The sequence below is a fragment of the Brenneria uluponensis genome (assembly GCF_032395385.1).
Classification (GTDB): Bacteria; Pseudomonadota; Gammaproteobacteria; order Enterobacterales; family Enterobacteriaceae; genus Prodigiosinella; species Prodigiosinella aquatilis.
Window position 1 is genome coordinate 175,266 of sequence record NZ_CP135917.1, and the last position, 20,851, is coordinate 196,116.

A 20,851-nucleotide genomic window follows, 5' to 3' on the forward strand; every position below is an offset into this window, starting at 1 on the left:
TCAAACGCCAAGCCTGAAACTGAATGCTTCAGGCTTTTTTGTTGCCGTCTATACTGACCGTAGTCAGTTGAATATTTTTCAAGATGCATGAATAAACATCAGCTCTCAACGCAATGAAAAGCGTTGACTCTTTATACGGATTCGGTCATTTTCTATATGGACGTCTAAACGTATAGACGTTTGTATAATAGAACAATGACAACGGCTAATTGAGGTAAGGATATGAGTTTTTTCCACGCGAACCAGCGGGAAGCGCTGAATCAGAGTCTGGCAGAGTTGCAGGGACATATTAACGTTTCCTTTGAATTTTTCCCGCCGCGCACCAGCGAGATGGAAGAAACCCTATGGAGCTCTATTGATCGTCTGAGTAGCCTGAAACCCAAATTTGTCTCAGTGACCTACGGTGCCAATTCTGGTGAACGTGACCGTACTCATAGCATCATCAAGGCGATTAAAGAACGTACCGGGCTGGATTCGGCACCACACCTTACCTGTGTTGATGCCACTCATGATGAGTTAAAGGCCATTGCTAGGGATTACTGGCAGAGCGGCATTCGCCATATTGTGGCGTTACGTGGTGATTTACCTCCGGGTAGCGGTAAGCCCGATATGTATGCCGCCGATTTGGTTACATTGTTGAAAGAGGTGGGCGATTTTGATATTTCGGTCGCGGCATATCCAGAAGTTCATCCGGAAGCGAAAAGCGCCCAGGCTGATCTGATCAATCTGAAGCATAAGGTTGATGCTGGTGCCAGCCGGGCCATCACACAGTTCTTCTTTGATGTGGAGAGCTATTTACGCTTTCGTGACCGCTGTGTTTCCACCGGGATTGATGTGGAGATTGTTCCGGGCATACTACCCGTTTCCAACTTTAAACAACTGCAACGCTTTGCAACCATGACAAACGTTCGTGTGCCAAACTGGATGACGGCAATGTTTGAAGGGCTCGATAACGATCCAGAAACCCGCAAAATGGTAGGGGCATCCATCGCTATGGATATGGTAAAAATCCTCAGCCGTGAAGGGGTGAAGGATTTTCACTTCTATACCCTGAATCGTGCTGAACTGAGTTATGCCATTTGCCATACCTTGGGCGTTAGACCGGCTACGGTATGATTTTCAAGCATTAATGGTGGGTTGAACCGGCCATGGTAATTTCCGGCTAGATAGCTGCGATATCAACATGCAGTTCTTTCATTTTTTCTTTCTCCCTGTATCTGATTGCGTCAAAAAAGGCGGGACAAGACCCGCCAAAGCTCGTTGGTTTTTTTATAAGAATAACCAGCTGTCAGAAGCGCTTCGAGATCATCGCTGCCACCGATATGGCGACTACTAATGAAGACCTGGGAAACCGTATTCCGTCCGGATACTGTACGCAGGCTGGCCGTAACGGCATCTTTACCCAGAATAATCTCTTCATACTGGATGCCGTGATCCTGTAGCAGTTGTTTTATTTTGGTACAAAGCGGGCAACACGGTTTGGTAAACAAAGAAACAGATTTATGAACTTTAAAGTCTGGAGCCCGCTACTTCAGCATGGAGTAACCCCAGGAGTGTGGGCCGAATCTCAACTCGGTTTTCTCCACCAGCATGTTCATGACGTTAGTGAACTCGCATTACCGTCTGGAATAAAGCGAATACTCTCTGCGTTCTGGTCTGCTTTCTAGGTATTCATCACGAAAGTATCATTTACGAAAAAGCACAAAATGTTATCTACGCCAAATTGTTTGAACATGATAACTAACTCATTATAGCGTGGCAGATGGCTGGAGGAGCAGGTCGGTATAAAAACCCCCTGGCAATGAAAAAACTATAACGGTTTTATTGTTAAACAATTCATCAGTAGTGACGTCAATCTATTGATCGTCTCTGACGAGTGTGAACAGTAGCCTGTGGGATTTCTTTGCCTTCTTGACTGACAAACATATTTAAGCCTACTTAGTGGTAAAATTATATTTTTCTTAATGAATAAGCAGAGAGATATGTTTCGCTGAGAGACTTTATTCTTTTTTGTGTTGATAGGGATAATCGTTCATTGCTATTCTATCTATCGTTGCTGGCTATCGTGGTTATGGAGAATTAGTGTATGAATATTCGGGACTTAGAGTATCTAGTGGCATTGGCCGAGCATCGTCATTTTCGTCGAGCAGCGGATTCCTGTCACGTTAGCCAACCCACACTGAGTGGGCAAATTCGTAAGCTGGAAGACGAGCTGGGCGTGATGCTGCTGGAAAGGACCAGCCGCAAGGTACTGTTTACTCAGGCGGGGTTACTGCTGGTGGAACAGGCCAGAACGGTGCTGCGTGAGGTTAAGGTACTGAAAGAGATGGCCAGCCAACAAGGGGAGAGTATGTCAGGGCCATTGCATATCGGTTTGATCCCTACGGTTGGACCGTATTTGTTACCGCAAATTATTCCCATGTTGCATCAGCTTTTTCCGAAGTTGGAAATGTACCTACACGAAGCACAGACCCATCAGTTGCTAGCCCAGTTGGACAGCGGCAAGCTGGACTGTGCCATTTTGGCGATGGTGAAAGAAACAGAAGCGTTTATCGAAGTGCCACTGTTTGATGAACCTATGAAGCTGGCCATTTATCAGGATCATGCGTGGGCTAACCGTGAGCGCGTGGCAATGTCCGATTTGGCAGGAGAGAAATTGCTGATGCTGGAAGATGGTCATTGTCTGCGCGACCAGGCGATGGGATTCTGCTTCCAGGCCGGCGCAGATGAAGATACTCATTTTCGGGCCACCAGTCTGGAAACCCTGCGTAACATGGTCGCTGCTGGTAGTGGTATTACACTCCTGCCGTCACTGGCGGTACCCGCAGAACGGATACGCGATGGTGTGTGCTATCTGCCCTGCTACAAGCCAGAACCGAAGCGCACCATCGCGTTGGTTTACCGCCCGGGTTCACCATTGCGTAGCCGGTATGAGCAACTGGCTGATGCCATTCGTGAACATATGCAACAGCATATGGAGCGTTTGTTAAAACAGGCGGTTTAACCCATTCAGAGCCGCTACCCGGAAGGCTTCGGCCATCGTCGGGTAGTTGAAGGTCGTATTGACGAAGTACTCGATAGTATTACCTTCACCTTTCTGTTCCATGATGGCCTGACCGATGTGAATAATCTCGGCAGCCCGTTCACCAAAGCAGTGGATACCCAGAATCTGTTTGGTTTCGCGATGGAACAGAATTTTCAGACTCCCAACATTCATGCCGACAATCTGCGCCCGAGCTAGATGTTTGAATTGCGCCCGGCCCACTTCATAAGGCACTTTCAGTGCCGTCAGCTCTTGCTCGGTTTTACCTACAGAACTGATTTCAGGAATGGTGTAGATCCCGGTGGGGATATCTTCAATCAGATGAGCGCTGGCATCACCTTTGGTAATGGCCTGCGCGGCAATGCGACCTTGATCGTAGGCTGCTGAAGCCAGACTCGGGTAGCCAATGACATCACCTACAGCGTAGATGTGCGCTTGTGCTGTCTGATACATGCTGTTGACTTTAAGCTGCCCACGATTGTCGGTTTCCAGTCCTATATTTTCCAGCCCCAGATTCTCGGTGTTGCCAGTACGACCGTTAGCATACAGCAGACAATCAGCCTTCATTTTCTTACCGGATTTCAGATGGACGATAACACCATCGTCCAAACCTTCAATTCGCTCAAATTCTTCGTTATGACGAATCACTACGCCATTGTTCCAGAAGTGATAGGACAGCGCATCGGACATCTCCTGATCAAGAAATGCCAGCAGGCGATCGCGGGTGTTAATTAAATCCACTTTTACATTCAGACCGCGGAAAATGGAGGCATATTCACAACCAATCACTCCGGCACCATAAATAATGACGTGCTGAGGTTCATAATCCAGTTGCAGGATAGAGTCACTGTCATAAATATGTGGGTGAGTGAAATCGACCTCCGCCGGATGATAAGGCCGGGAGCCAGGGGCGATAATGATATTGTCTGCCGTCAGCGTATCGTGCGTGTCATCCGGATAGTTGACGACGATAGTGTGGGCATCAATGAAACGTGCTTCTCCAGAAAACAAATCACAGTGGTTCCGTTCGTAGAAGCCTTGACGCATACGGGTTTGCTGCCCAATGACACTGTCGGCATGGCGTAGGATGTCGGAAAAAGAGGAACTGATGACACGAGAGTTATCGCTGTAAAGCGGATTTTGGTTGAACTCTATAATACGGCTGACAGCGTGACGTAGGGCTTTGGAGGGAATGGTACCCCAGTGGGTACAACCGCCGCCGACACTATAGTGTTTTTCGATCACGGCGACTTTAGCGCCTTGTTTGGCTAACCCCATCGCGGCCCCTTCACCTCCGGGGCCAGATCCAATCACTATGGCATCGTAATTGTGTTGTTGCTGTTGTATGGACATGGTAGGACACACCTATTTTAATACAAATTACTAACGCGATTGTAACATCCTCTGCAAAATAACCCAATCATCCCTTTAATTCGTAGGGGAACTTATTGTTGCACTTTTAACATAGTCATTTTGGCTCAGTATGTAGTTAATAAAGTTTGCTATAGTGATTCTCTGGACAAGGAGAACAGATAATTTGGGCACGATAATGGGTATCAGAGCGCAGCAAAAAGAACGGACGCGTCGTTCCCTTATAGAGGCAGCGTTTAGCCAACTAAGTGCTGAACGTAGTTTTGCCAGTCTGAGTTTACGTGAAGTTGCTCGTGAAGCCGGGATAGCACCAACTTCTTTTTATCGCCATTTTCGTGACGTAGACGAACTGGGGCTGACCATGGTCGACGAAAGTGGACTTATGTTACGCCAACTGATGCGACAGGCACGTCAGCGGATTGCCAAAGGTGGTAGCGTCATCAAAACGTCCGTTTCCACGTTTATGGAATTTATTGGCAATAATCCTAATGCTTTTAGACTGTTGTTGAGGGAAAGATCAGGAACATCGGCCGCTTTTCGTGCTGCGGTCGCCAGAGAAATTCAACATTTTATTGCTGAACTGGCCGATTATCTCGAAGTCGAAAATCGTATCCCGCGCAGTTTTGCCGAAGCACAGGCAGAAGCGATGGTGATCATTGTTTTCAGCGCGGGTGCAGAGGCGTTGGATGTGAGTACGGAACAACGTCGTCAACTGGAAGAGCGGTTGGTGTTGCAGTTACGTATGATTTCAAAAGGTGCGTGTTACTGGTACAGAAGAGAAGCCGGTAAAGGGTTTGTTTCATCTTGAGGCTTTGTGACTTGGGGGAAAATCATGGCAGAGCAGGTGAGTAAAGAGAACGGTACATTAGTGTTGGCACTGGTTGCAGGTTTGTCAGTAAATGGCGCATTTGCTGCGTTATTTAGTTCGGTAGTGCCTTTTTCCATTTTCCCGCCAATAGCATTGGTTTTGTCTGTTTATTGTTTGCATCAACACTATATGCGTCATGTTATGCCGCAAGGTATTCCATTGCTCGCCGCAGGTTGTTTTTTGCTTGGCTTATTGCTCTACAGTGCGATTCTCCGCGCGGAATATCCACAGATCGGTTCCAATTTTGTACCGTCGATTCTCTGTGTTGTATTGGCATTGTGGTTGGTTGCTAAATTGCGTGCACGTAAGGCTGCCACCAAGGTCAATATGCTTTAGATAATATCTCCGAATACGTGAGCGAAAAACCAGGGGACCAACTCCCTGGTTGCTAGCGGTTTTATTTGCGTTTTTCCAGCAACACACCACATTCCATATGATGTGTATAAGGGAACTGATCAAACAGTGCCAATCGACTTATCTGATGGGTTTGGTTTAGGGTTTCAAGATTGGCACACAGTGTGTCTGGATTGCAGGAGATATAAAGAATACGTGGATACTCCTGTACCAGTCGTACTGTGTCATCATCCAAGCCACTGCGTGGTGGATCAACAAATATCGTTTCACAACGATAGCTGGAAAGATCGATACCCTGCAGACGATTAAACTGGCGGACACCTCGCATTGCCTGGGTAAATTCTTCCGCTGCCATACGGATAATCTGCACATTATCAATCTGGTTGGCGGCAATACTGTATTGAGCCGCGGCCACCGATGGTTTAGCGATTTCCGTTGCCAATACGCGTTCAAAATGACGAGCTAGTGCCAGTGAAAAGTTACCATTGCCGCAGTACAGCTCCAGTAAATCCCCCTTAGATCCTTCCGTGACTGACAGCGCCCATTCCAGCATTTGAATGTTCATCACCGCATTGGGCTGGGTAAAGCTATTTTCCACCTGTCGATAAATCATCTGTTTACCGGCAACTGGCAGGCACTCGTCTATATAATCGCGATCAAGACAGATTTTCGTCTTGGTCGCTCGTCCTATGAGTTGTAAAGCGAAACCTTGCGCACGCAGATAGTCCCGTAAGGCCGAGGCCTGTTGTTGCCACTCGTCATCCAGCACTTTGTGATATAGCAGTGACACCACGATTTCACCACTCAATGTGGAAAGATAATCGACCTGGAACAACTTACGGCGCAGTACCGGTTGCGGACGTAATGCCGCCAGCAACACCGGCATCAGTCGGTTGATCAGTTCACTGGCCGCCGGAAATTGCTCCACCCTGATTCTCTGTTTGGTTTGCTGATCAAACATGATGTGGTAAAGGTCGTCTCCTTCATGCCAGATGCGAAATTCTGCACGCATCCGGTAATGGCTGACCGGCGAGCGGAAAACGACAGGCTCTGGCGCACTGAAAGGTGCCATTATCGCTTTAATTCGCCCAATTTTTTCTTCAAGCTGGGCATCATATTGATCGATTGGCAGGATTTCTGGCGTCATGGTTATCTCGTCTGAAAAACGGTTAGTGCGGTGACATTACTGGCGGCGATTGTAGGGAATCTTGATGGGATGTCCAGCATTGTCATGCGTATTTCCTATTCATTGAATGGAAGTCTAGACTTCCATTCGACCCGATCGTAGCATGAGCGTCCGGCCTTGCTCTATAAGTTAAAAGGGAATCCAGTGTAAATCTGGAGCTGACGCGCAGCGGTAAGGGGAAATTGGGGGCAATAGCATTTTGCAGACACTGTCGTATTACGATGGGAAGTCATTGTCTCTATGTTGGCAACAACAGTACTCAAGTCCGAAGACCTGCCGGTATACGTCGCAATGTTCATGATCATCGCGTGCTATCGATTATGGTAATGCGGCATCCTCCAATACTGTTTGGATGCTTTATAGAATGTTTGATAAAAAATTTACGCTGCTGGCAGGACTTTGCGCCACAGCTTTCTCTGGGTGGGCGCAAGGGAACAATAGTACACAGCAAGACAGTAGCGATACGTTGGTGGTTACCGCAAACCGTTTTTCCCAACCTGTTTCCTCTGTGCTGGCGTCGACAACCATTGTCACTAAAGAAGAGATTGACCGCTGGCAAGCCAAAAGTCTGATTGACGTGATGCGGCGTCTTCCGGGCGTTGATGTAGCCCAAAATGGCGGGTTGGGACAGTCGAGTTCGTTGTTTATTCGTGGGACTGAATCACGCCATGTGTTGGTGCTGATTGATGGTATTCGTCTTAATCAAGCCGGTGTTACCGGTTCTTCCGATATCAGCCAGATTCCTATTTCATTGGTTCAGAAAATTGAATACATCCGTGGGCCGCGTTCGGCTGTCTATGGATCCGATGCTATCGGTGGTGTAGTTAACATTATTACTGTTCGTAAAAAGAAGGGATCAACCCTTTCTGCTGGCATGGGATCCCATGGTTATCAAACTTATGATGCTTCCACACAACAACAACTGGGTGACAGCACGCTGGCAACGCTGGCGGGTAATTATACTTATACCAAAGGGTTTGATGTCGTAGCGAATTTGCCTGATGGTTTTGGTGACCCAGCCCAAACCGATCGTGATGGATTCATGAGTAAATCGCTGTATGGCGCGCTTGAGCATCAGTTTAGCGATATCATCAGTGGTTTTGTTCGTGGTTACGAATTTGATAATCGTACTGATTACGATGGTACATTAAGTTCCACCCGCTTAGGTGCATTGCCAGATACCCGTCAGTTATACAACCAGTCCTGGGATACAGGTCTGCGCTACCATCAAGGTATGTGGTCTTCCCAGTTGATCACCAGTTATAGCCATAGTAAAGATTACAACTACGACCCGCGTTATGGCCGCTATGATATCTCCGCGACGCTGGATGATATTCAGCAATACAACGTTCAATGGGGAAATACGTTACAGGTTGGTCAGGGTAATATCAGTGCAGGGTTGGATTGGCAGAAACAGACAACTGAACCTGGAACCAATTTTTTGACTCAAGGATATGCACTGCGCAATACCGGTATTTACACTACTGCGCAGCAACTGTTTGGGCCGATCACCCTTGAAGGTGCCGTTCGTAGTGATAACAGTTCTCAGTTTGGTCAGCATACGACCTGGCAAAGCAGTGCGGCATGGGAATTCATTTCTGGATATCGACTGCTGGCTTCCTATGGTACGGCTTATAAGGCCCCTAATCTTGGTCAGCTTTACAGTTCATACGGCAACAGCAGTTTGAAACCGGAAGAGAGCGATCAGTGGGAAGGTGGTGTCGAAGGACTTACCGGTCCGGTTAATTGGCGGGTTTCAGCCTACCGAAACGATATAGATAACCTCATTGAGTTCGACAATTCCAGTCTTCGTTACTTCAACGTTGGTGAAGCGCGCATCAAGGGTATCGAAAGTACAGCATCCTTCGAGACTGGATTTTTCAGTCACACAATATCTTATGACTATGTTGATCCGCGAAATGTGCGAACAAATGAAGTACTTTTGAGACGTGCCAAGCAGCAGTTCAAGTATGAACTAGACTGGCAACTGTATAGTTTTGACTGGGCGGTAACTTATCATTACCTGGGGGAACGTTTTGATAATGATTTCAACCTATCTGAAAAAATAAAGATGGGAGGTGTCAGTTTATGGGACATTGCCGTTTCATATCCGATAACCTCTCAGCTTACGGTTCGTGGTAGAATTGCCAATCTGTTTGATAAAAATTATGAGACGGCATATGGCTACCGAACCGCAGGGCGAGAATATTATCTCACCGGAAGCTATACCTTCTGAGTTACCCGCTGCCCGCCCTTCCATTTTGATTTTTGATTCAGGGGTGGGCGGTTTATCCGTTTATGACGAAATCCGAAATTTACTGCCGGATTTACATTATATCTATGCATTTGATAATGAGGCTTTCCCTTATGGTGAAAAGCCGGAACAATTCATTATTGAACGAGTGTTGGCAATTGTTGGAGCTGTACAGAGGCATCACTCTTTATCGTTGGTGGTCATCGCCTGTAATACTGCGAGTACTATTTCGCTTCCCGCTCTGAGAACGCGTTTTCCTTTTCCCGTTGTCGGTGTAGTTCCGGCGGTAAAACCTGCAGCAAAACTCACGCGAAATGGTGTTGTAGGATTATTGGCAACACGCGCTACAGTTCAGCGACCTTATACTTATGAACTGATTTCTCGCTTTGCCAATGACTGCAAAATTCTTTTATTGGGGTCAGCAGAATTAGTGGAATGCGGAGAGGCGAAGCTACGGGGTGACGTTATTTCGGCAGAAGTGCTGCAAAAAATTCTCAAGCCGTGGCTCAAGTTACCGGAACCACCTGATACTGTCGTTTTAGGATGTACACATTTTCCTTTATTGACAGATGAACTTCAACGAGCGTTACCGGATGGTACCCGGCTGGTTGATTCTGGCTCTGCCATTGCGAGAAGAACAGCATGGCTGATCGATCATTTGGATACGCCAGTTTTATCAAGAGAAACAAATTTAGCCTATTGTCTCACTATTACTCCCAAAGTGGCTGCTTTATGGCCAGTGCTACGTCGTTATGGCTTTCACTCGTTGGAAAAACTATCACTTTAGTGAATTGGTGGGTAAATATTGAGCGGTTGAATTTATTTTTGTATTTAGTGCTTGTCAGAGGAAAAGAACTCCCTATAATGCGCCTCCACTGACACGGCAACAGCGATGATGTTGTGGTGGTTTCAGTAAGAATTAGAGTTTGTATTACTTGACTTTCTAGCGGAAACGCATAGTATATGCGGCCCGCGACCACGAAAAGGTGGTCCTGCTCTTTAACAATATAATCAGACAATCTGTGTGGGCACTCACAGGACCCTATCGTAATCAATACGAAAAGACTTGAAGAGTGACTGACAGTAAATTCATTACGAATAAACAGTTATAAATTCTTTGAGCATCGCTTCTTCGGAAGCATATCAAACAAATCTTAAATTGAAGAGTTTGATCATGGCTCAGATTGAACGCTGGCGGCAGGCCTAACACATGCAAGTCGAGCGGCAGCGGGGGGAAGCTTGCTTCCCCGCCGGCGAGCGGCGGACGGGTGAGTAATGTCTGGGGATCTGCCTGATGGAGGGGGATAACTACTGGAAACGGTAGCTAATACCGCATGACGTCGCAAGACCAAAGTGGGGGACCTTCGGGCCTCACGCCATTGGATGAACCCAGATGGGATTAGCTGGTAGGTGAGGTAATGGCTCACCTAGGCGACGATCTCTAGCTGGTCTGAGAGGATGACCAGCCACACTGGAACTGAGACACGGTCCAGACTCCTACGGGAGGCAGCAGTGGGGAATATTGCACAATGGGGGAAACCCTGATGCAGCCATGCCGCGTGTATGAAGAAGGCCTTCGGGTTGTAAAGTACTTTCAGCGGGGAGGAAGGGGAGCGCTTTAATAGAGTGTTTCATTGACGTTACCCGCAGAAGAAGCACCGGCTAACTCCGTGCCAGCAGCCGCGGTAATACGGAGGGTGCAAGCGTTAATCGGAATGACTGGGCGTAAAGCGCACGCAGGCGGTCTGTTAAGTTGGATGTGAAATCCCCGGGCTTAACCTGGGAACTGCATTCAAAACTGACAGACTAGAGTCTCGTAGAGGGGGGTAGAATTCCAGGTGTAGCGGTGAAATGCGTAGAGATCTGGAGGAATACCGGTGGCGAAGGCGGCCCCCTGGACGAAGACTGACGCTCAGGTGCGAAAGCGTGGGGAGCAAACAGGATTAGATACCCTGGTAGTCCACGCTGTAAACGATGTCGACTTGAAGGTTGTGGCCTTGAGCCGTGGCTTTCGGAGCTAACGCGTTAAGTCGACCGCCTGGGGAGTACGGCCGCAAGGTTAAAACTCAAATGAATTGACGGGGGCCCGCACAAGCGGTGGAGCATGTGGTTTAATTCGATGCAACGCGAAGAACCTTACCTACTCTTGACATCCTCAGAAGAGACTGGAGACAGACTTGTGCCTTCGGGAACTGAGAGACAGGTGCTGCATGGCTGTCGTCAGCTCGTGTTGTGAAATGTTGGGTTAAGTCCCGCAACGAGCGCAACCCTTATCCTTTGTTGCCAGCGCGTAATGGCGGGAACTCAAGGGAGACTGCCGGTGATAAACCGGAGGAAGGTGGGGATGACGTCAAGTCATCATGGCCCTTACGAGTAGGGCTACACACGTGCTACAATGGCGCATACAAAGAGAAGCGAACTCGCGAGGGCAAGCGGACCTCATAAAGTGCGTCGTAGTCCGGATTGGAGTCTGCAACTCGACTCCATGAAGTCGGAATCGCTAGTAATCGTAGATCAGAATGCTACGGTGAATACGTTCCCGGGCCTTGTACACACCGCCCGTCACACCATGGGAGTGGGTTGCAAAAGAAGTAGGTAGCTTAACCTTCGGGAGGGCGCTTACCACTTTGTGATTCATGACTGGGGTGAAGTCGTAACAAGGTAACCGTAGGGGAACCTGCGGTTGGATCACCTCCTTACCAAAGATAGCCGTTGTGTGAAGTGCTCACACAGATTGTCTGATGAAGTACGAGCAGAAATACCTTTATAGGCTTGTAGCTCAGGTGGTTAGAGCGCACCCCTGATAAGGGTGAGGTCGGTGGTTCAAGTCCACTCAGGCCTACCAATTTCTTTCCATGCTGTGTTGTGTTTTTGCCACGGGCGAGAGTCTGTGTCGAGAATGACGCCTTGCCTGACGGAAATTTGTGTAAAGGTTTTCATGCGATGGGGCTATAGCTCAGCTGGGAGAGCGCCTGCTTTGCACGCAGGAGGTCTGCGGTTCGATCCCGCATAGCTCCACCATACAAAAAAAGACTTCAGAGTATATTGGCAACAGTATGCTGTGAAGTATTTTGCTCTTTAACAATCTGGAACAAGCTGAAAATTGAAACGATACAGCGAAACCTGCCCTGATGGCGGGAGTTGGCTGTATCAGAGTCTCTCAAATAATCGCAGCGCGAGGTGGTCTTGCTCTTTATGAAAAAGACACCTTCGGGTTGTGAGGTTAAGCGACTAAGCGTACACGGTGGATGCCTAGGCAGTCAGAGGCGATGAAGGGCGTGCTAATCTGCGAAAAGCGTCGGCAAGGTGATATGAACCGTTATACCCGACGATACCCGAATGGGGAAACCCAGTGTGTTTCGACACACTATCATGTCATGAATCCATAGTGACATGAGGCGAACCGGGGGAACTGAAACATCTCAGTACCCCGAGGAAAAGAAATCAACCGAGATTCCCCCAGTAGCGGCGAGCGAACGGGGAAGAGCCCAGAACCAGAATCAGTTTGTGTATCAGTGGAAGCGTCTGGAAAGTCGCACGGTACAGGGTGATAGTCCCGTACACAAAGATGCGCTTGCTGTGAGTTCGACGAGTAGGGCGGGACACGAGATATCCTGTCTGAAGATGGGGGGACCATCCTCCAAGGCTAAATACTCCTGACTGACCGATAGTGAACCAGTACCGTGAGGGAAAGGCGAAAAGAACCCCGGCGAGGGGAGTGAAACAGAACCTGAAACCGTGTACGTACAAGCAGTGGGAGCCCCACCACCAAAGCATTCTCTGGTGATGAAGGCACCGCAACAGCAGCATCGCGGTGGCGGCGCGTCTTTTGCGACGCCCAACACACAAGACAAGCGGTGAGTGCTTTGGGGTGGGGTGACTGCGTACCTTTTGTATAATGGGTCAGCGACTTATATTTTGTAGCAAGGTTAACCGAATAGGGGAGCCGCAGGGAAACCGAGTCTTAACTGGGCGTCAAGTTGCAAGGTATAGACCCGAAACCCGGTGATCTAGCCATGGGCAGGTTGAAGGTTGGGTAACACTAACTGGAGGACCGAACCGACTAATGTTGAAAAATTAGCGGATGACTTGTGGCTGGGGGTGAAAGGCCAATCAAACCGGGAGATAGCTGGTTCTCCCCGAAAGCTATTTAGGTAGCGCCTCGTGAAGTCATCTTCGGGGGTAGAGCACTGTTTCGACTAGGGGGCCATCCCGGCTTACCAACTCGATGCAAACTACGAATACCGAAGAATGTTATCACGGGAGACACACGGCGGGTGCTAACGTCCGTCGTGAAGAGGGAAACAACCCAGACCGCCAGCTAAGGTCCCAAAGTCATGGTTAAGTGGGAAACGATGTGGGAAGGCCCAGACAGCCAGGATGTTGGCTTAGAAGCAGCCATCATTTAAAGAAAGCGTAATAGCTCACTGGTCGAGTCGGCCTGCGCGGAAGATGTAACGGGGCTAAACCATGCACCGAAGCTGCGGCAGCGGACATATCACTTAAGACAATTATGCGAAAACCGATTGACGGAGCGCCGCGACGTCAAAGCGTTCATTACGTCGAGTTGACTTAAGGATATGTCCGTTGGGTAGGGGAGCGTTCTGTAAGCCGTTGAAGGTGGTCTGTGAGGATTGCTGGAGGTATCAGAAGTGCGAATGCTGACATAAGTAACGATAATGCGGGTGAAAAACCCGCACGCCGGAAGACCAAGGGTTCCTGTCCAACGTTAATCGGGGCAGGGTGAGTCGACCCCTAAGGCGAGGCCGAAAGGCGTAGTCGATGGGAAACAGGTTAATATTCCTGTACTGGGTGTTACTGCGAAGGGGGGACGGAGAAGGCTATGTTGGCCGGGCGACGGTTGTCCCGGTTTAAGCGTGTAGGTGGGTGCTCCAGGCAAATCCGGAGCGCTGTCAACGCCGAGGCGTGATGACGAGGCACTACGGTGTCGAAGTGACAAATGCCACGCTTCCAGGAAAAGCCCCTAAGCTCCAGGTAACATCGAATCGTACCCCAAACCGACACAGGTGGTCAGGTAGAGAATACTCAGGCGCTTGAGAGAACTCGGGTGAAGGAACTAGGCAAAATGGTGCCGTAACTTCGGGAGAAGGCACGCTGTGCGAGGTGAAGTCCCTTGCGGATGGAGCGTTGCGCAGTCGCAGATACCAGCTGGCTGCAACTGTTTACTAAAAACACAGCACTGTGCAAACACGAAAGTGGACGTATACGGTGTGACGCCTGCCCGGTGCCGGAAGGTTAATTGATGGGGTAAGCCGCAAGGCGAAGCTCTTGATCGAAGCCCCGGTAAACGGCGGCCGTAACTATAACGGTCCTAAGGTAGCGAAATTCCTTGTCGGGTAAGTTCCGACCTGCACGAATGGCGTAATGATGGCCAGGCTGTCTCCACCCGAGACTCAGTGAAATTGAACTCGCTGTGAAGATGCAGTGTACCCGCGGCAAGACGGAAAGACCCCGTGAACCTTTACTATAGCTTGACACTGAACCTTGAGCCTTGATGTGTAGGATAGGTGGGAGGCTTTGAAGCGTGGACGCCAGTCTGCGTGGAGCCAACCTTGAAATACCACCCTTTAATGTTTGATGTTCTAACGTGGGCCCGTGAACCGGGTTGCGGACAGTGTCTGGTGGGTAGTTTGACTGGGGCGGTCTCCTCCCAAAGAGTAACGGAGGAGTACGAAGGTTAGCTAATCCTGGTCGGACATCAGGAGGTTAGTGCAAAGGCATAAGCTAGCTTGACTGCGAGAGTGACGGCTCGAGCAGGTGCGAAAGCAGGTCTTAGTGATCCGGTGGTTCTGAATGGAAGGGCCATCGCTCAACGGATAAAAGGTACTCCGGGGATAACAGGCTGATACCGCCCAAGAGTTCATATCGACGGCGGTGTTTGGCACCTCGATGTCGGCTCATCACATCCTGGGGCTGAAGTAGGTCCCAAGGGTATGGCTGTTCGCCATTTAAAGTGGTACGCGAGCTGGGTTTAGAACGTCGTGAGACAGTTCGGTCCCTATCTGCCGTGGGCGTTGGAAGATTGAGGGGGGTTGCTCCTAGTACGAGAGGACCGGAGTGAACGCACCACTGGTGTACGGGTTGTGATGCCAATTGCATTGCCCGGTAGCTACGTGCGGAAGAGATAACCGCTGAAAGCATCTAAGCGGGAAACTTGCCCCGAGATGAGTCTTCCCTGGGCCTTAAAGGCCCCTGAAGGGACGTTTAAGACGAAGACGTTGATAGGCTGGGTGTGTAAGCGCAGTGATGCGTTGAGCTGACCAGTACTAATGACCCGAGAGGCTTAACCTTACAACACCGAAGGTGTTTTGGAAGAGAGACGATATATTTTCAGTGATGTTCCGAGATTGGTTCTGATGGTTACACGGAAGTGTGACGGTCGGGATGAAACAGAATTTGCCTGGCGGCGATAGCGCGGTGGTCCCACCTGACCCCATGCCGAACTCAGCAGTGAAACGCCGTAGCGCCGATGGTAGTGTGGGGTCTCCCCATGTGAGAGTAGGGAACTGCCAGGCATCAAATACGTGCTAACAGAGATATCTGATAGCCAACAGAATTACGGAAGTAGTTCTGAGCACGGAAAGTGAGCCCTGATAAGGGGTAAGTATCAGGATGATACAACGTAGCAGAATCGGTGGAGCGGTAGTTCAGTTGGTTAGAATACCTGCCTGTCACGCAGGGGGTCGCGGGTTCGAGTCCCGTCCGTTCCGCCACCCTATTTAGGGGCGTAGTTCAATTGGTAGAGCACCGGTCTCCAAAACCGGGTGTTGGGAGTTCGAGTCTCTCCGCCCCTGCCAAGAAATGACCCTTCACATTATTGTGAAGGGTTTTTTTCGTTTATAATTTTATGTCTCAGCTTGCATTGCATCGAATATGATATCAATTTCATAATTGTTGCTCCTCTAATTATTTAATTATCCCTTATAACTGAATATTGTTATAACCAACTGGTTCTGATGATGTTTCTATCTACAGACCTTTTTAGCTGTAATTATGCACAAAATCATCGTAATGTCAGGTTGTGAGCTTGCTCATCCATACTTCTTAATAATTCGACTACAACTATTTTATGCTCGGAACTGGTAACGATCGTTATGATCGTCACAAGGGCTGTGTTTGCTTACTCGAAATATTGTTGATATCAGTAGCGCTGTGGCAATTACGCTATGGCTCTACACTGTACCTGCGATCTTAAGTAGCTGTAAGACTACACAGAAGGAGTGAAATATGTTCAGGCGTTTATTGGTAGCAATGACTGTAAGTACCGTATTATGTGGTGTGGCACAGGCGCAATCTTTAACGGTAGGTTTCTCTCAAATCGGCTCGGAGTCAGGGTGGCGTTCAGCGGAAACGAAAGTCTCTAAACAGGAAGCAGAAAAACGGAATATCACCTTAAAAATTGCTGATGCTCAACAAAAACAGGAAAATCAGATTAAAGCGGTCCGCTCCTTCATTGCTCAGGGAGTTGATGCCATTTTTATTGCACCTGTAGTAGCAACAGGCTGGGCACCTGTATTACAAGAGGCTAAAGAAGCCAAGATCCCTGTATTTTTGTTGGATAGAACGATAGACGTGAATGATCCATCACTTTATACAGCAGCTATTGCCTCTGATAGCGTTTATGAGGGGAAAGTGGCAGGTGACTGGTTAGTAAAAACAATGGCTGGCAAACCTTGTAACGTTGTTGAGTTACAGGGAACTGTTGGGTCAAGTGTTGCAATAAACCGCAAGAAAGGATTTGCAGAAGCTATCGCTGCGGCCCCACAAGTAAAAATTATCCGCTCTCAGTCTGGCGATTTTACCCGTAGTAAAGGTAAAGAAGTTATGGAAAGTTTTATTAAAGCAGAACAGAACGGTAAAAATATTTGTGCGGTATATGCACATAACGACGATATGGCTATCGGTGCAATTCAAGCTATTAAAGAAGCGGGCTTGAAGCCGGGTTCGCAAATTAAGGTTGTTTCTATTGATGGTGTTCCTGATATTTTCAAAGCCATGATGAATGGTGATGCGAATGCGACAGTAGAATTAACGCCTAATATGGCAGGGCCAGCTTTTGATGCATTTTTGGCTTTGAAGAAGGAAGGTAAACAACCCAAGAAATTTATTCAGACGGAATCACGTCTCTTATTACCTGATACAGCAAAACAGGAATACGAATCTAAAAAGAACCTGGGATATTAATTATCAGCAATGGTGGGGTAGCCCACCATTGCTATTATTATCCATCACTTTCTTACCTTATGACGCAGCGAAATAGGCGAGGCAATGGAAACGGCTCGATTATTAGATGTTCGTGGTATCAGTGTTGAGTTTCCTGGTGTGAAAGCATTGGAAAATGTCGATTTCACACTGGACAGAGGCGAGATCGTCGCTCTACTGGGAGAAAATGGTGCTGGGAAATCGACGCTGATCAAGGCGTTGACAGGTGTTTATCATCGTTCGACAGGCGAGGTTTTGCTGGAAGGTGTTGCCATTGACCCGGTGAATACTGCACATGCTCAATCTATGGGTATTGGTACCGTCTATCAGGAAGTTAATTTACTTCCCAATATGTCGGTGGCTGCGAATTTGTTTATCGGTAGAGAGCCAACCAAATATGGCATTGTTGATCAAAAACAGGTTATTCACCTCGCTGAAAATTTATTAAGTATTTATGGTTTAGACATTGATGTCAGTCAGCCACTGGGAAAATATTCTATTGCCATTCAACAAATCGTTTCAATTGCTCGAGCTATCGATCTTTCCGCAAAAGTATTAATTCTTGATGAACCGACAGCAAGTTTGGATGCAAAAGAAGTTGATATGCTGCTGGAAATATTGCGTAAACTTCGTAGCCAAGGTGTTGGAATGATTTTTGTCACCCACTTTCTGGATCAGGTTTATCGCATCAGCGACCGTATTACTGTATTGCGTAACGGTAAATTGGTGGGAACTCGTCTGACTGATGAATTACCTCGTATTGAGTTAGTCCAGATGATGTTGGGACATACTTTTGATGAGTCTACGCTTAAGCGTGGAGAGCATAATTTAGTGACGGGCGAGCCGGTGGCGGAATTTAATAATTATGGTCGCCATGGTGTTATTAATAATTTCGATTTGGCGATATGCCCAGGTGAAATTGTTGGATTAGCCGGGTTGCTCGGTTCTGGACGGACAGAAACTGCACAGCTTATTTTTGGCATTATTACACCAGATAGCGGTCAGGCGAAAATTAATGGGCAACCTGTTCGTATTACGACTCCCCGTAAAGCTGGTCAGTTAGGATTAGGTTATTGTCCGGAGGATCGAAAGACCGATGGCATCATCGGTGCTGCTACGGTACGGGAAAATATCATTCTGGCGCTGCAGGCTCAGCGTGGTTGGTTAAAACCCATATCATTACGTGAACAGACCCGGATTGCGGAAAAATTCATTGAGCTGTTGGGCATTCGTACTCCAGGAACGGAGCAGGAAATTCAATACCTTTCTGGTGGTAATCAGCAAAAGGTGTTGTTGTCTCGCTGGCTAGCGACAGAACCTCGTTTTCTTATCCTTGATGAACCTACTCGTGGGATTGATGTAGGGGCTCATGCTGAAATTATCCGTTTGATAGAAAAATTATGTGAACAGGGGATGGCTCTGCTGGTGATTTCTTCAGAGTTGGAAGAACTGACGGGTTATGCTGATCGCATTGTGGTGCTGCGGGATCGCCAACATGTGGCACATCTTGATCATGAAGATGTTTCTGTTGCCGCCATCATGCAGGCGATAGCGGCACAAGCAGGAGTTGCTGATGGCTGATAATAAAATTATCCCTGCCCAAAAACGTAGGTTGACCTTCTCTAAGGGTGTGCCGCAACTGATGGCATTAGTAGCAATTTTGCTGATTGATAGCCTGGTTGCACCTAATTTCTTTTCACTGCACGTTCAAGACGGACGTCTGTTTGGCAGTCTGATTGACATTCTGAACCGTGGTGCACCTGTAGCGCTTCTGGCGCTTGGTATGGCACTGGTTATTGCTACCGGGGGGATTGACTTGTCTGTTGGTGCTGTAATGGCGATAGCTGGGGCTACGGCTGCCACACTAACGGATGCCGGTCAACCTCTATCCGTTGTATTGATGACGACGTTGATGGTTGGAGCATTATGTGGTCTGTGGAACGGATTTTTAGTCGCTGTATTACAGATTCAGCCCATTGTCGCGACGCTGATGCTTATGGTGGCCGGACGAGGTATTGCCCAGTTAATCACTAAGGGGCAAATCATCACTTTTGACAACCCGGCTTTTGCCTGGCTTGGCAGCGGTGCACTGTTCTATCTGCCGATGCCGGTGATTATTACTGCCCTGATGTTACTGGTGATGTGGTTACTGGCGCGAAAAACAGCACTGGGGCTATTCATTGAAGCGGCTGGTATCAATCTGCGTTCTGCCCGTAATTCTGGGGTAAATACTGGTCTGATACTGATCGTAGTGTATATGATTTGTGGTGTCTGTGCAGCGGCAGCCGGCATTATTGTTACTGCCGATATTCGTGGTGCGGATGCCAATAATGCGGGGCTGTGGCTGGAGCTGGATGCCATTCTGGCAGTAGTTATCGGCGGAGGCTCGTTGTTGGGTGGTCGTTTTAACTTGCTGCTGTCAGTGGTAGGCGCGTTGATTATTCAGAGTATGAATACCGGCATCCTGCTGTCTGGCTATCAACCGGAATTCAATCTGGTATTAAAAGCGTTGGTAGTGTTGGCAGTACTGGTAATGCAGTCGCCCCGTTTCTCATTTCGCCGTCTGTTAAGGAGACAAGGATAATGTTGAAACGAAATCTTCCTTTGTTGATAACGATTGTGGTTTTTATCCTTGGTTACATGTTTTGCCTGAGTCAGTTCCCGGGATTTGCATCGACCAGGGTATTCTGCGATCTGCTCACTGATAATGCCTTTCTTGGCATTGTGGCGGTGGGAATGACGTTTGTCATCCTGTCTGGCGGCATAGATCTTTCGGTGGGCTCGGTGATTGCCTTTACGGGTGTATTACTGGCAAAACTGATTGGCAGTTATGGTTTTGATCCTCTGTTTGCTATTGCCATCGTGTTAGTGATGGGGGCACTGTTTGGGGCCTTCATGGGCTGGATCATTGATACGTTAAAACTGCCGGCATTTATCATCACATTGGCTGGCATGTTCTTTGTCCGTGGCATGAGCTTTATTGTGTCGGAAGAATCGTTACCCATTAATCATCCTATCTACGCTTATCTGGCTAGCCTTGCCTGGCGTGTCCCTGGTGGCGGTCGGTTTACTTTTCTGGCCTTGATTATGTTGATAACAGTAGCATTGGGCATGATATTGGCACACCGTACTCGATTTGGTAACCGGGTCTATGCTATTGGTGGCAATAGTTATTCTGCCGAATTGATGGGGGTTCCGGTCCGTCATACCACTATTCAGATTTATATGTTGTCCAGTACGCTGGCAGTGCTTTCCGGTATCATTTTTTCGCTTTATACCTCTGCCGGTTATGCCTTGGCTGCCAGTGGTGTTGAGCTGGATGCGATTGCCGCTGTCGTCATCGGCGGAACCTTGTTGACTGGCGGAGTGGGGACGGTATTGGGCACGCTGTTTGGTGTTCTGATTCAAGGCTTGATTCAGTCCTATATTACCTTTGATGGTATGCTGAGCTCATGGTGGACCAAGATAGTCATTGGCATTCTGCTGTTTGCATTTATTGGTTTGCAAAAAGTGTTAAGCACGTTTTGGCAAGTCAGGCGTGCTTAATCAGAA

12 protein-coding genes, 4 tRNA genes, 3 rRNA genes, 1 pseudogene and 1 riboswitch are annotated in these 20,851 nt (G+C 48.2%); of the genes and pseudogenes, 17 read left to right on the top strand and 3 right to left on the bottom strand.

Annotated elements, in window-relative coordinates:
* Window positions 1-222 precede the first annotated feature (222 nt).
* Window positions 223-1,116: a methylenetetrahydrofolate reductase gene (gene metF, locus RS889_RS00885; protein ID WP_315709027.1), complete on the top strand. Its 894-nt coding sequence runs from the start codon at window positions 223-225 to the stop codon at window positions 1,114-1,116.
* Between the two features lie 110 nt (window positions 1,117-1,226).
* On the opposite strand, the pseudogene RS889_RS00890 reads toward metF, so the two are convergent.
* A pseudogene (locus RS889_RS00890) lies at window positions 1,227-1,926 on the bottom strand (redoxin family protein).
* Window positions 1,927-2,086: 160 nt separating this feature from the next.
* On the opposite strand from RS889_RS00890, the gene oxyR reads away from it, so the two are divergent.
* Complete coding sequence (gene oxyR, locus RS889_RS00895; RefSeq protein WP_290180926.1) at window positions 2,087-3,004, top strand: DNA-binding transcriptional regulator OxyR; 918 nt, start codon at window positions 2,087-2,089, stop codon at window positions 3,002-3,004.
* On the opposite strand, the gene sthA is transcribed toward oxyR, so the two are convergent.
* On the bottom strand, window positions 2,987-4,396 hold the full coding sequence (gene sthA, locus RS889_RS00900; protein ID WP_021013555.1) for a Si-specific NAD(P)(+) transhydrogenase: 1,410 nt from the start codon (window positions 4,394-4,396) through the stop codon (window positions 2,987-2,989). The two genes, oxyR and sthA, sit on opposite strands and share 18 nt — an antisense overlap.
* Window positions 4,397-4,592: 196 nt before the next feature.
* Here sthA and fabR point away from each other — a divergent pair, with 196 nt between their 5' ends.
* Both fabR and RS889_RS00910 read left to right on the top strand, forming a co-directional pair.
* The gene (gene fabR / locus RS889_RS00905; protein WP_037380411.1) at window positions 4,593-5,222 is read left to right on the top strand and encodes an HTH-type transcriptional repressor FabR; all 630 of its coding nucleotides are present in this window, start codon (window positions 4,593-4,595) and stop codon (window positions 5,220-5,222) included.
* 24 nt (window positions 5,223-5,246) lie between these two features.
* Entirely contained in the window at window positions 5,247-5,618 is a 372-nt protein-coding gene (locus RS889_RS00910; RefSeq protein ID WP_315709028.1) for a YijD family membrane protein, read from the top strand.
* A gap of 61 nt (window positions 5,619-5,679) precedes the next feature.
* Here the strand turns inward: RS889_RS00910 and trmA are convergent, their stop codons facing one another.
* Entirely contained in the window at window positions 5,680-6,783 is a 1,104-nt protein-coding gene (trmA, locus tag RS889_RS00915) for a tRNA (uridine(54)-C5)-methyltransferase TrmA (RefSeq protein WP_315709029.1), read from the bottom strand.
* Window positions 6,784-6,920: 137 nt separating this feature from the next.
* Window positions 6,921-7,117: riboswitch (cobalamin riboswitch) on the top strand.
* Between the two features lie 69 nt (window positions 7,118-7,186).
* Between trmA and btuB the strand changes: the two genes are divergently transcribed.
* From btuB to yjfF, 13 genes are all read left to right on the top strand, one after another.
* Window positions 7,187-9,058: a TonB-dependent vitamin B12 receptor BtuB gene (gene btuB, locus RS889_RS00920; RefSeq protein WP_315709030.1), complete on the top strand. Its 1,872-nt coding sequence runs from the start codon at window positions 7,187-7,189 to the stop codon at window positions 9,056-9,058.
* Window positions 9,003-9,863 (top strand): glutamate racemase, encoded by an 861-nt coding sequence (gene murI, locus RS889_RS00925; RefSeq protein ID WP_021013550.1) that lies wholly within the window; start codon window positions 9,003-9,005, stop codon window positions 9,861-9,863. Before btuB ends, murI begins: the two co-directional genes overlap by 56 nt.
* 369 nt (window positions 9,864-10,232) lie before the next feature.
* Window positions 10,233-11,775 (top strand): 16S ribosomal RNA (locus tag RS889_RS00930).
* Between the two features lie 69 nt (window positions 11,776-11,844).
* A tRNA-Ile gene (locus RS889_RS00935) sits at window positions 11,845-11,921 on the top strand.
* Between the two features lie 100 nt (window positions 11,922-12,021).
* Window positions 12,022-12,097 (top strand) — tRNA-Ala (locus RS889_RS00940).
* A gap of 200 nt (window positions 12,098-12,297) precedes the next feature.
* Window positions 12,298-15,388: ribosomal RNA gene (locus tag RS889_RS00945) — 23S ribosomal RNA — on the top strand.
* 108 nt (window positions 15,389-15,496) lie between these two features.
* Window positions 15,497-15,612, top strand: a 5S ribosomal RNA gene (gene rrf, locus RS889_RS00950).
* Together the 16S, 23S and 5S rRNA genes with 4 tRNA genes alongside form the textbook arrangement of a ribosomal RNA operon.
* Window positions 15,613-15,733: 121 nt before the next feature.
* Window positions 15,734-15,810, top strand: a tRNA-Asp gene (locus RS889_RS00955).
* A gap of 8 nt (window positions 15,811-15,818) precedes the next feature.
* Window positions 15,819-15,894, top strand: a tRNA-Trp gene (locus tag RS889_RS00960).
* Window positions 15,895-16,324: 430 nt separating this feature from the next.
* Complete coding sequence (ytfQ, locus tag RS889_RS00965) at window positions 16,325-17,281, top strand: galactofuranose ABC transporter, galactofuranose-binding protein YtfQ (protein WP_021013549.1); 957 nt, start codon at window positions 16,325-16,327, stop codon at window positions 17,279-17,281.
* Between the two features lie 84 nt (window positions 17,282-17,365).
* Window positions 17,366-18,880 (top strand): sugar ABC transporter ATP-binding protein, encoded by a 1,515-nt coding sequence (locus RS889_RS00970; RefSeq protein WP_315709031.1) that lies wholly within the window; start codon window positions 17,366-17,368, stop codon window positions 18,878-18,880.
* Window positions 18,873-19,883, top strand: coding sequence for a galactofuranose ABC transporter, ATP-binding protein YtfT (gene ytfT, locus RS889_RS00975; RefSeq protein WP_021013547.1), 1,011 nt, complete (start codon window positions 18,873-18,875; stop codon window positions 19,881-19,883). Before RS889_RS00970 ends, ytfT begins: the two co-directional genes overlap by 8 nt.
* Window positions 19,883-20,845, top strand: a complete 963-nt coding sequence (gene yjfF / locus RS889_RS00980) for a galactofuranose ABC transporter, permease protein YjfF (protein ID WP_315709032.1) — start codon at window positions 19,883-19,885, stop codon at window positions 20,843-20,845. Before ytfT ends, yjfF begins: the two co-directional genes overlap by 1 nt.
* The last annotated feature ends 6 nt before the right edge of the window (window positions 20,846-20,851 follow it).

Excerpts from the sequence above, each read along its gene's own strand:
- metF (WP_315709027.1), top strand. The coding sequence starts at position 223 with ATGAGTTTTTTCCACGCGAACCAGCGGGAAGCGCTGAATCAGAGTCTG.
- oxyR (WP_290180926.1), top strand. The coding sequence starts at position 2,087 with ATGAATATTCGGGACTTAGAGTATCTAGTGGCATTGGCCGAGCATCGT.
- sthA (WP_021013555.1), bottom strand. The coding sequence starts at position 4,396 with ATGTCCATACAACAGCAACAACACAATTACGATGCCATAGTGATTGGA.
- fabR (WP_037380411.1), top strand. The coding sequence starts at position 4,593 with ATGGGTATCAGAGCGCAGCAAAAAGAACGGACGCGTCGTTCCCTTATA.
- RS889_RS00910 (WP_315709028.1), top strand. The coding sequence starts at position 5,247 with ATGGCAGAGCAGGTGAGTAAAGAGAACGGTACATTAGTGTTGGCACTG.
- trmA (WP_315709029.1), bottom strand. The coding sequence starts at position 6,783 with ATGACGCCAGAAATCCTGCCAATCGATCAATATGATGCCCAGCTTGAA.
- btuB (WP_315709030.1), top strand. The coding sequence starts at position 7,187 with ATGTTTGATAAAAAATTTACGCTGCTGGCAGGACTTTGCGCCACAGCT.
- murI (WP_021013550.1), top strand. The coding sequence starts at position 9,003 with ATGGCTACCGAACCGCAGGGCGAGAATATTATCTCACCGGAAGCTATA.
- ytfQ (WP_021013549.1), top strand. The coding sequence starts at position 16,325 with ATGTTCAGGCGTTTATTGGTAGCAATGACTGTAAGTACCGTATTATGT.
- RS889_RS00970 (WP_315709031.1), top strand. The coding sequence starts at position 17,366 with ATGGAAACGGCTCGATTATTAGATGTTCGTGGTATCAGTGTTGAGTTT.
- ytfT (WP_021013547.1), top strand. The coding sequence starts at position 18,873 with ATGGCTGATAATAAAATTATCCCTGCCCAAAAACGTAGGTTGACCTTC.
- yjfF (WP_315709032.1), top strand. The coding sequence starts at position 19,883 with ATGTTGAAACGAAATCTTCCTTTGTTGATAACGATTGTGGTTTTTATC.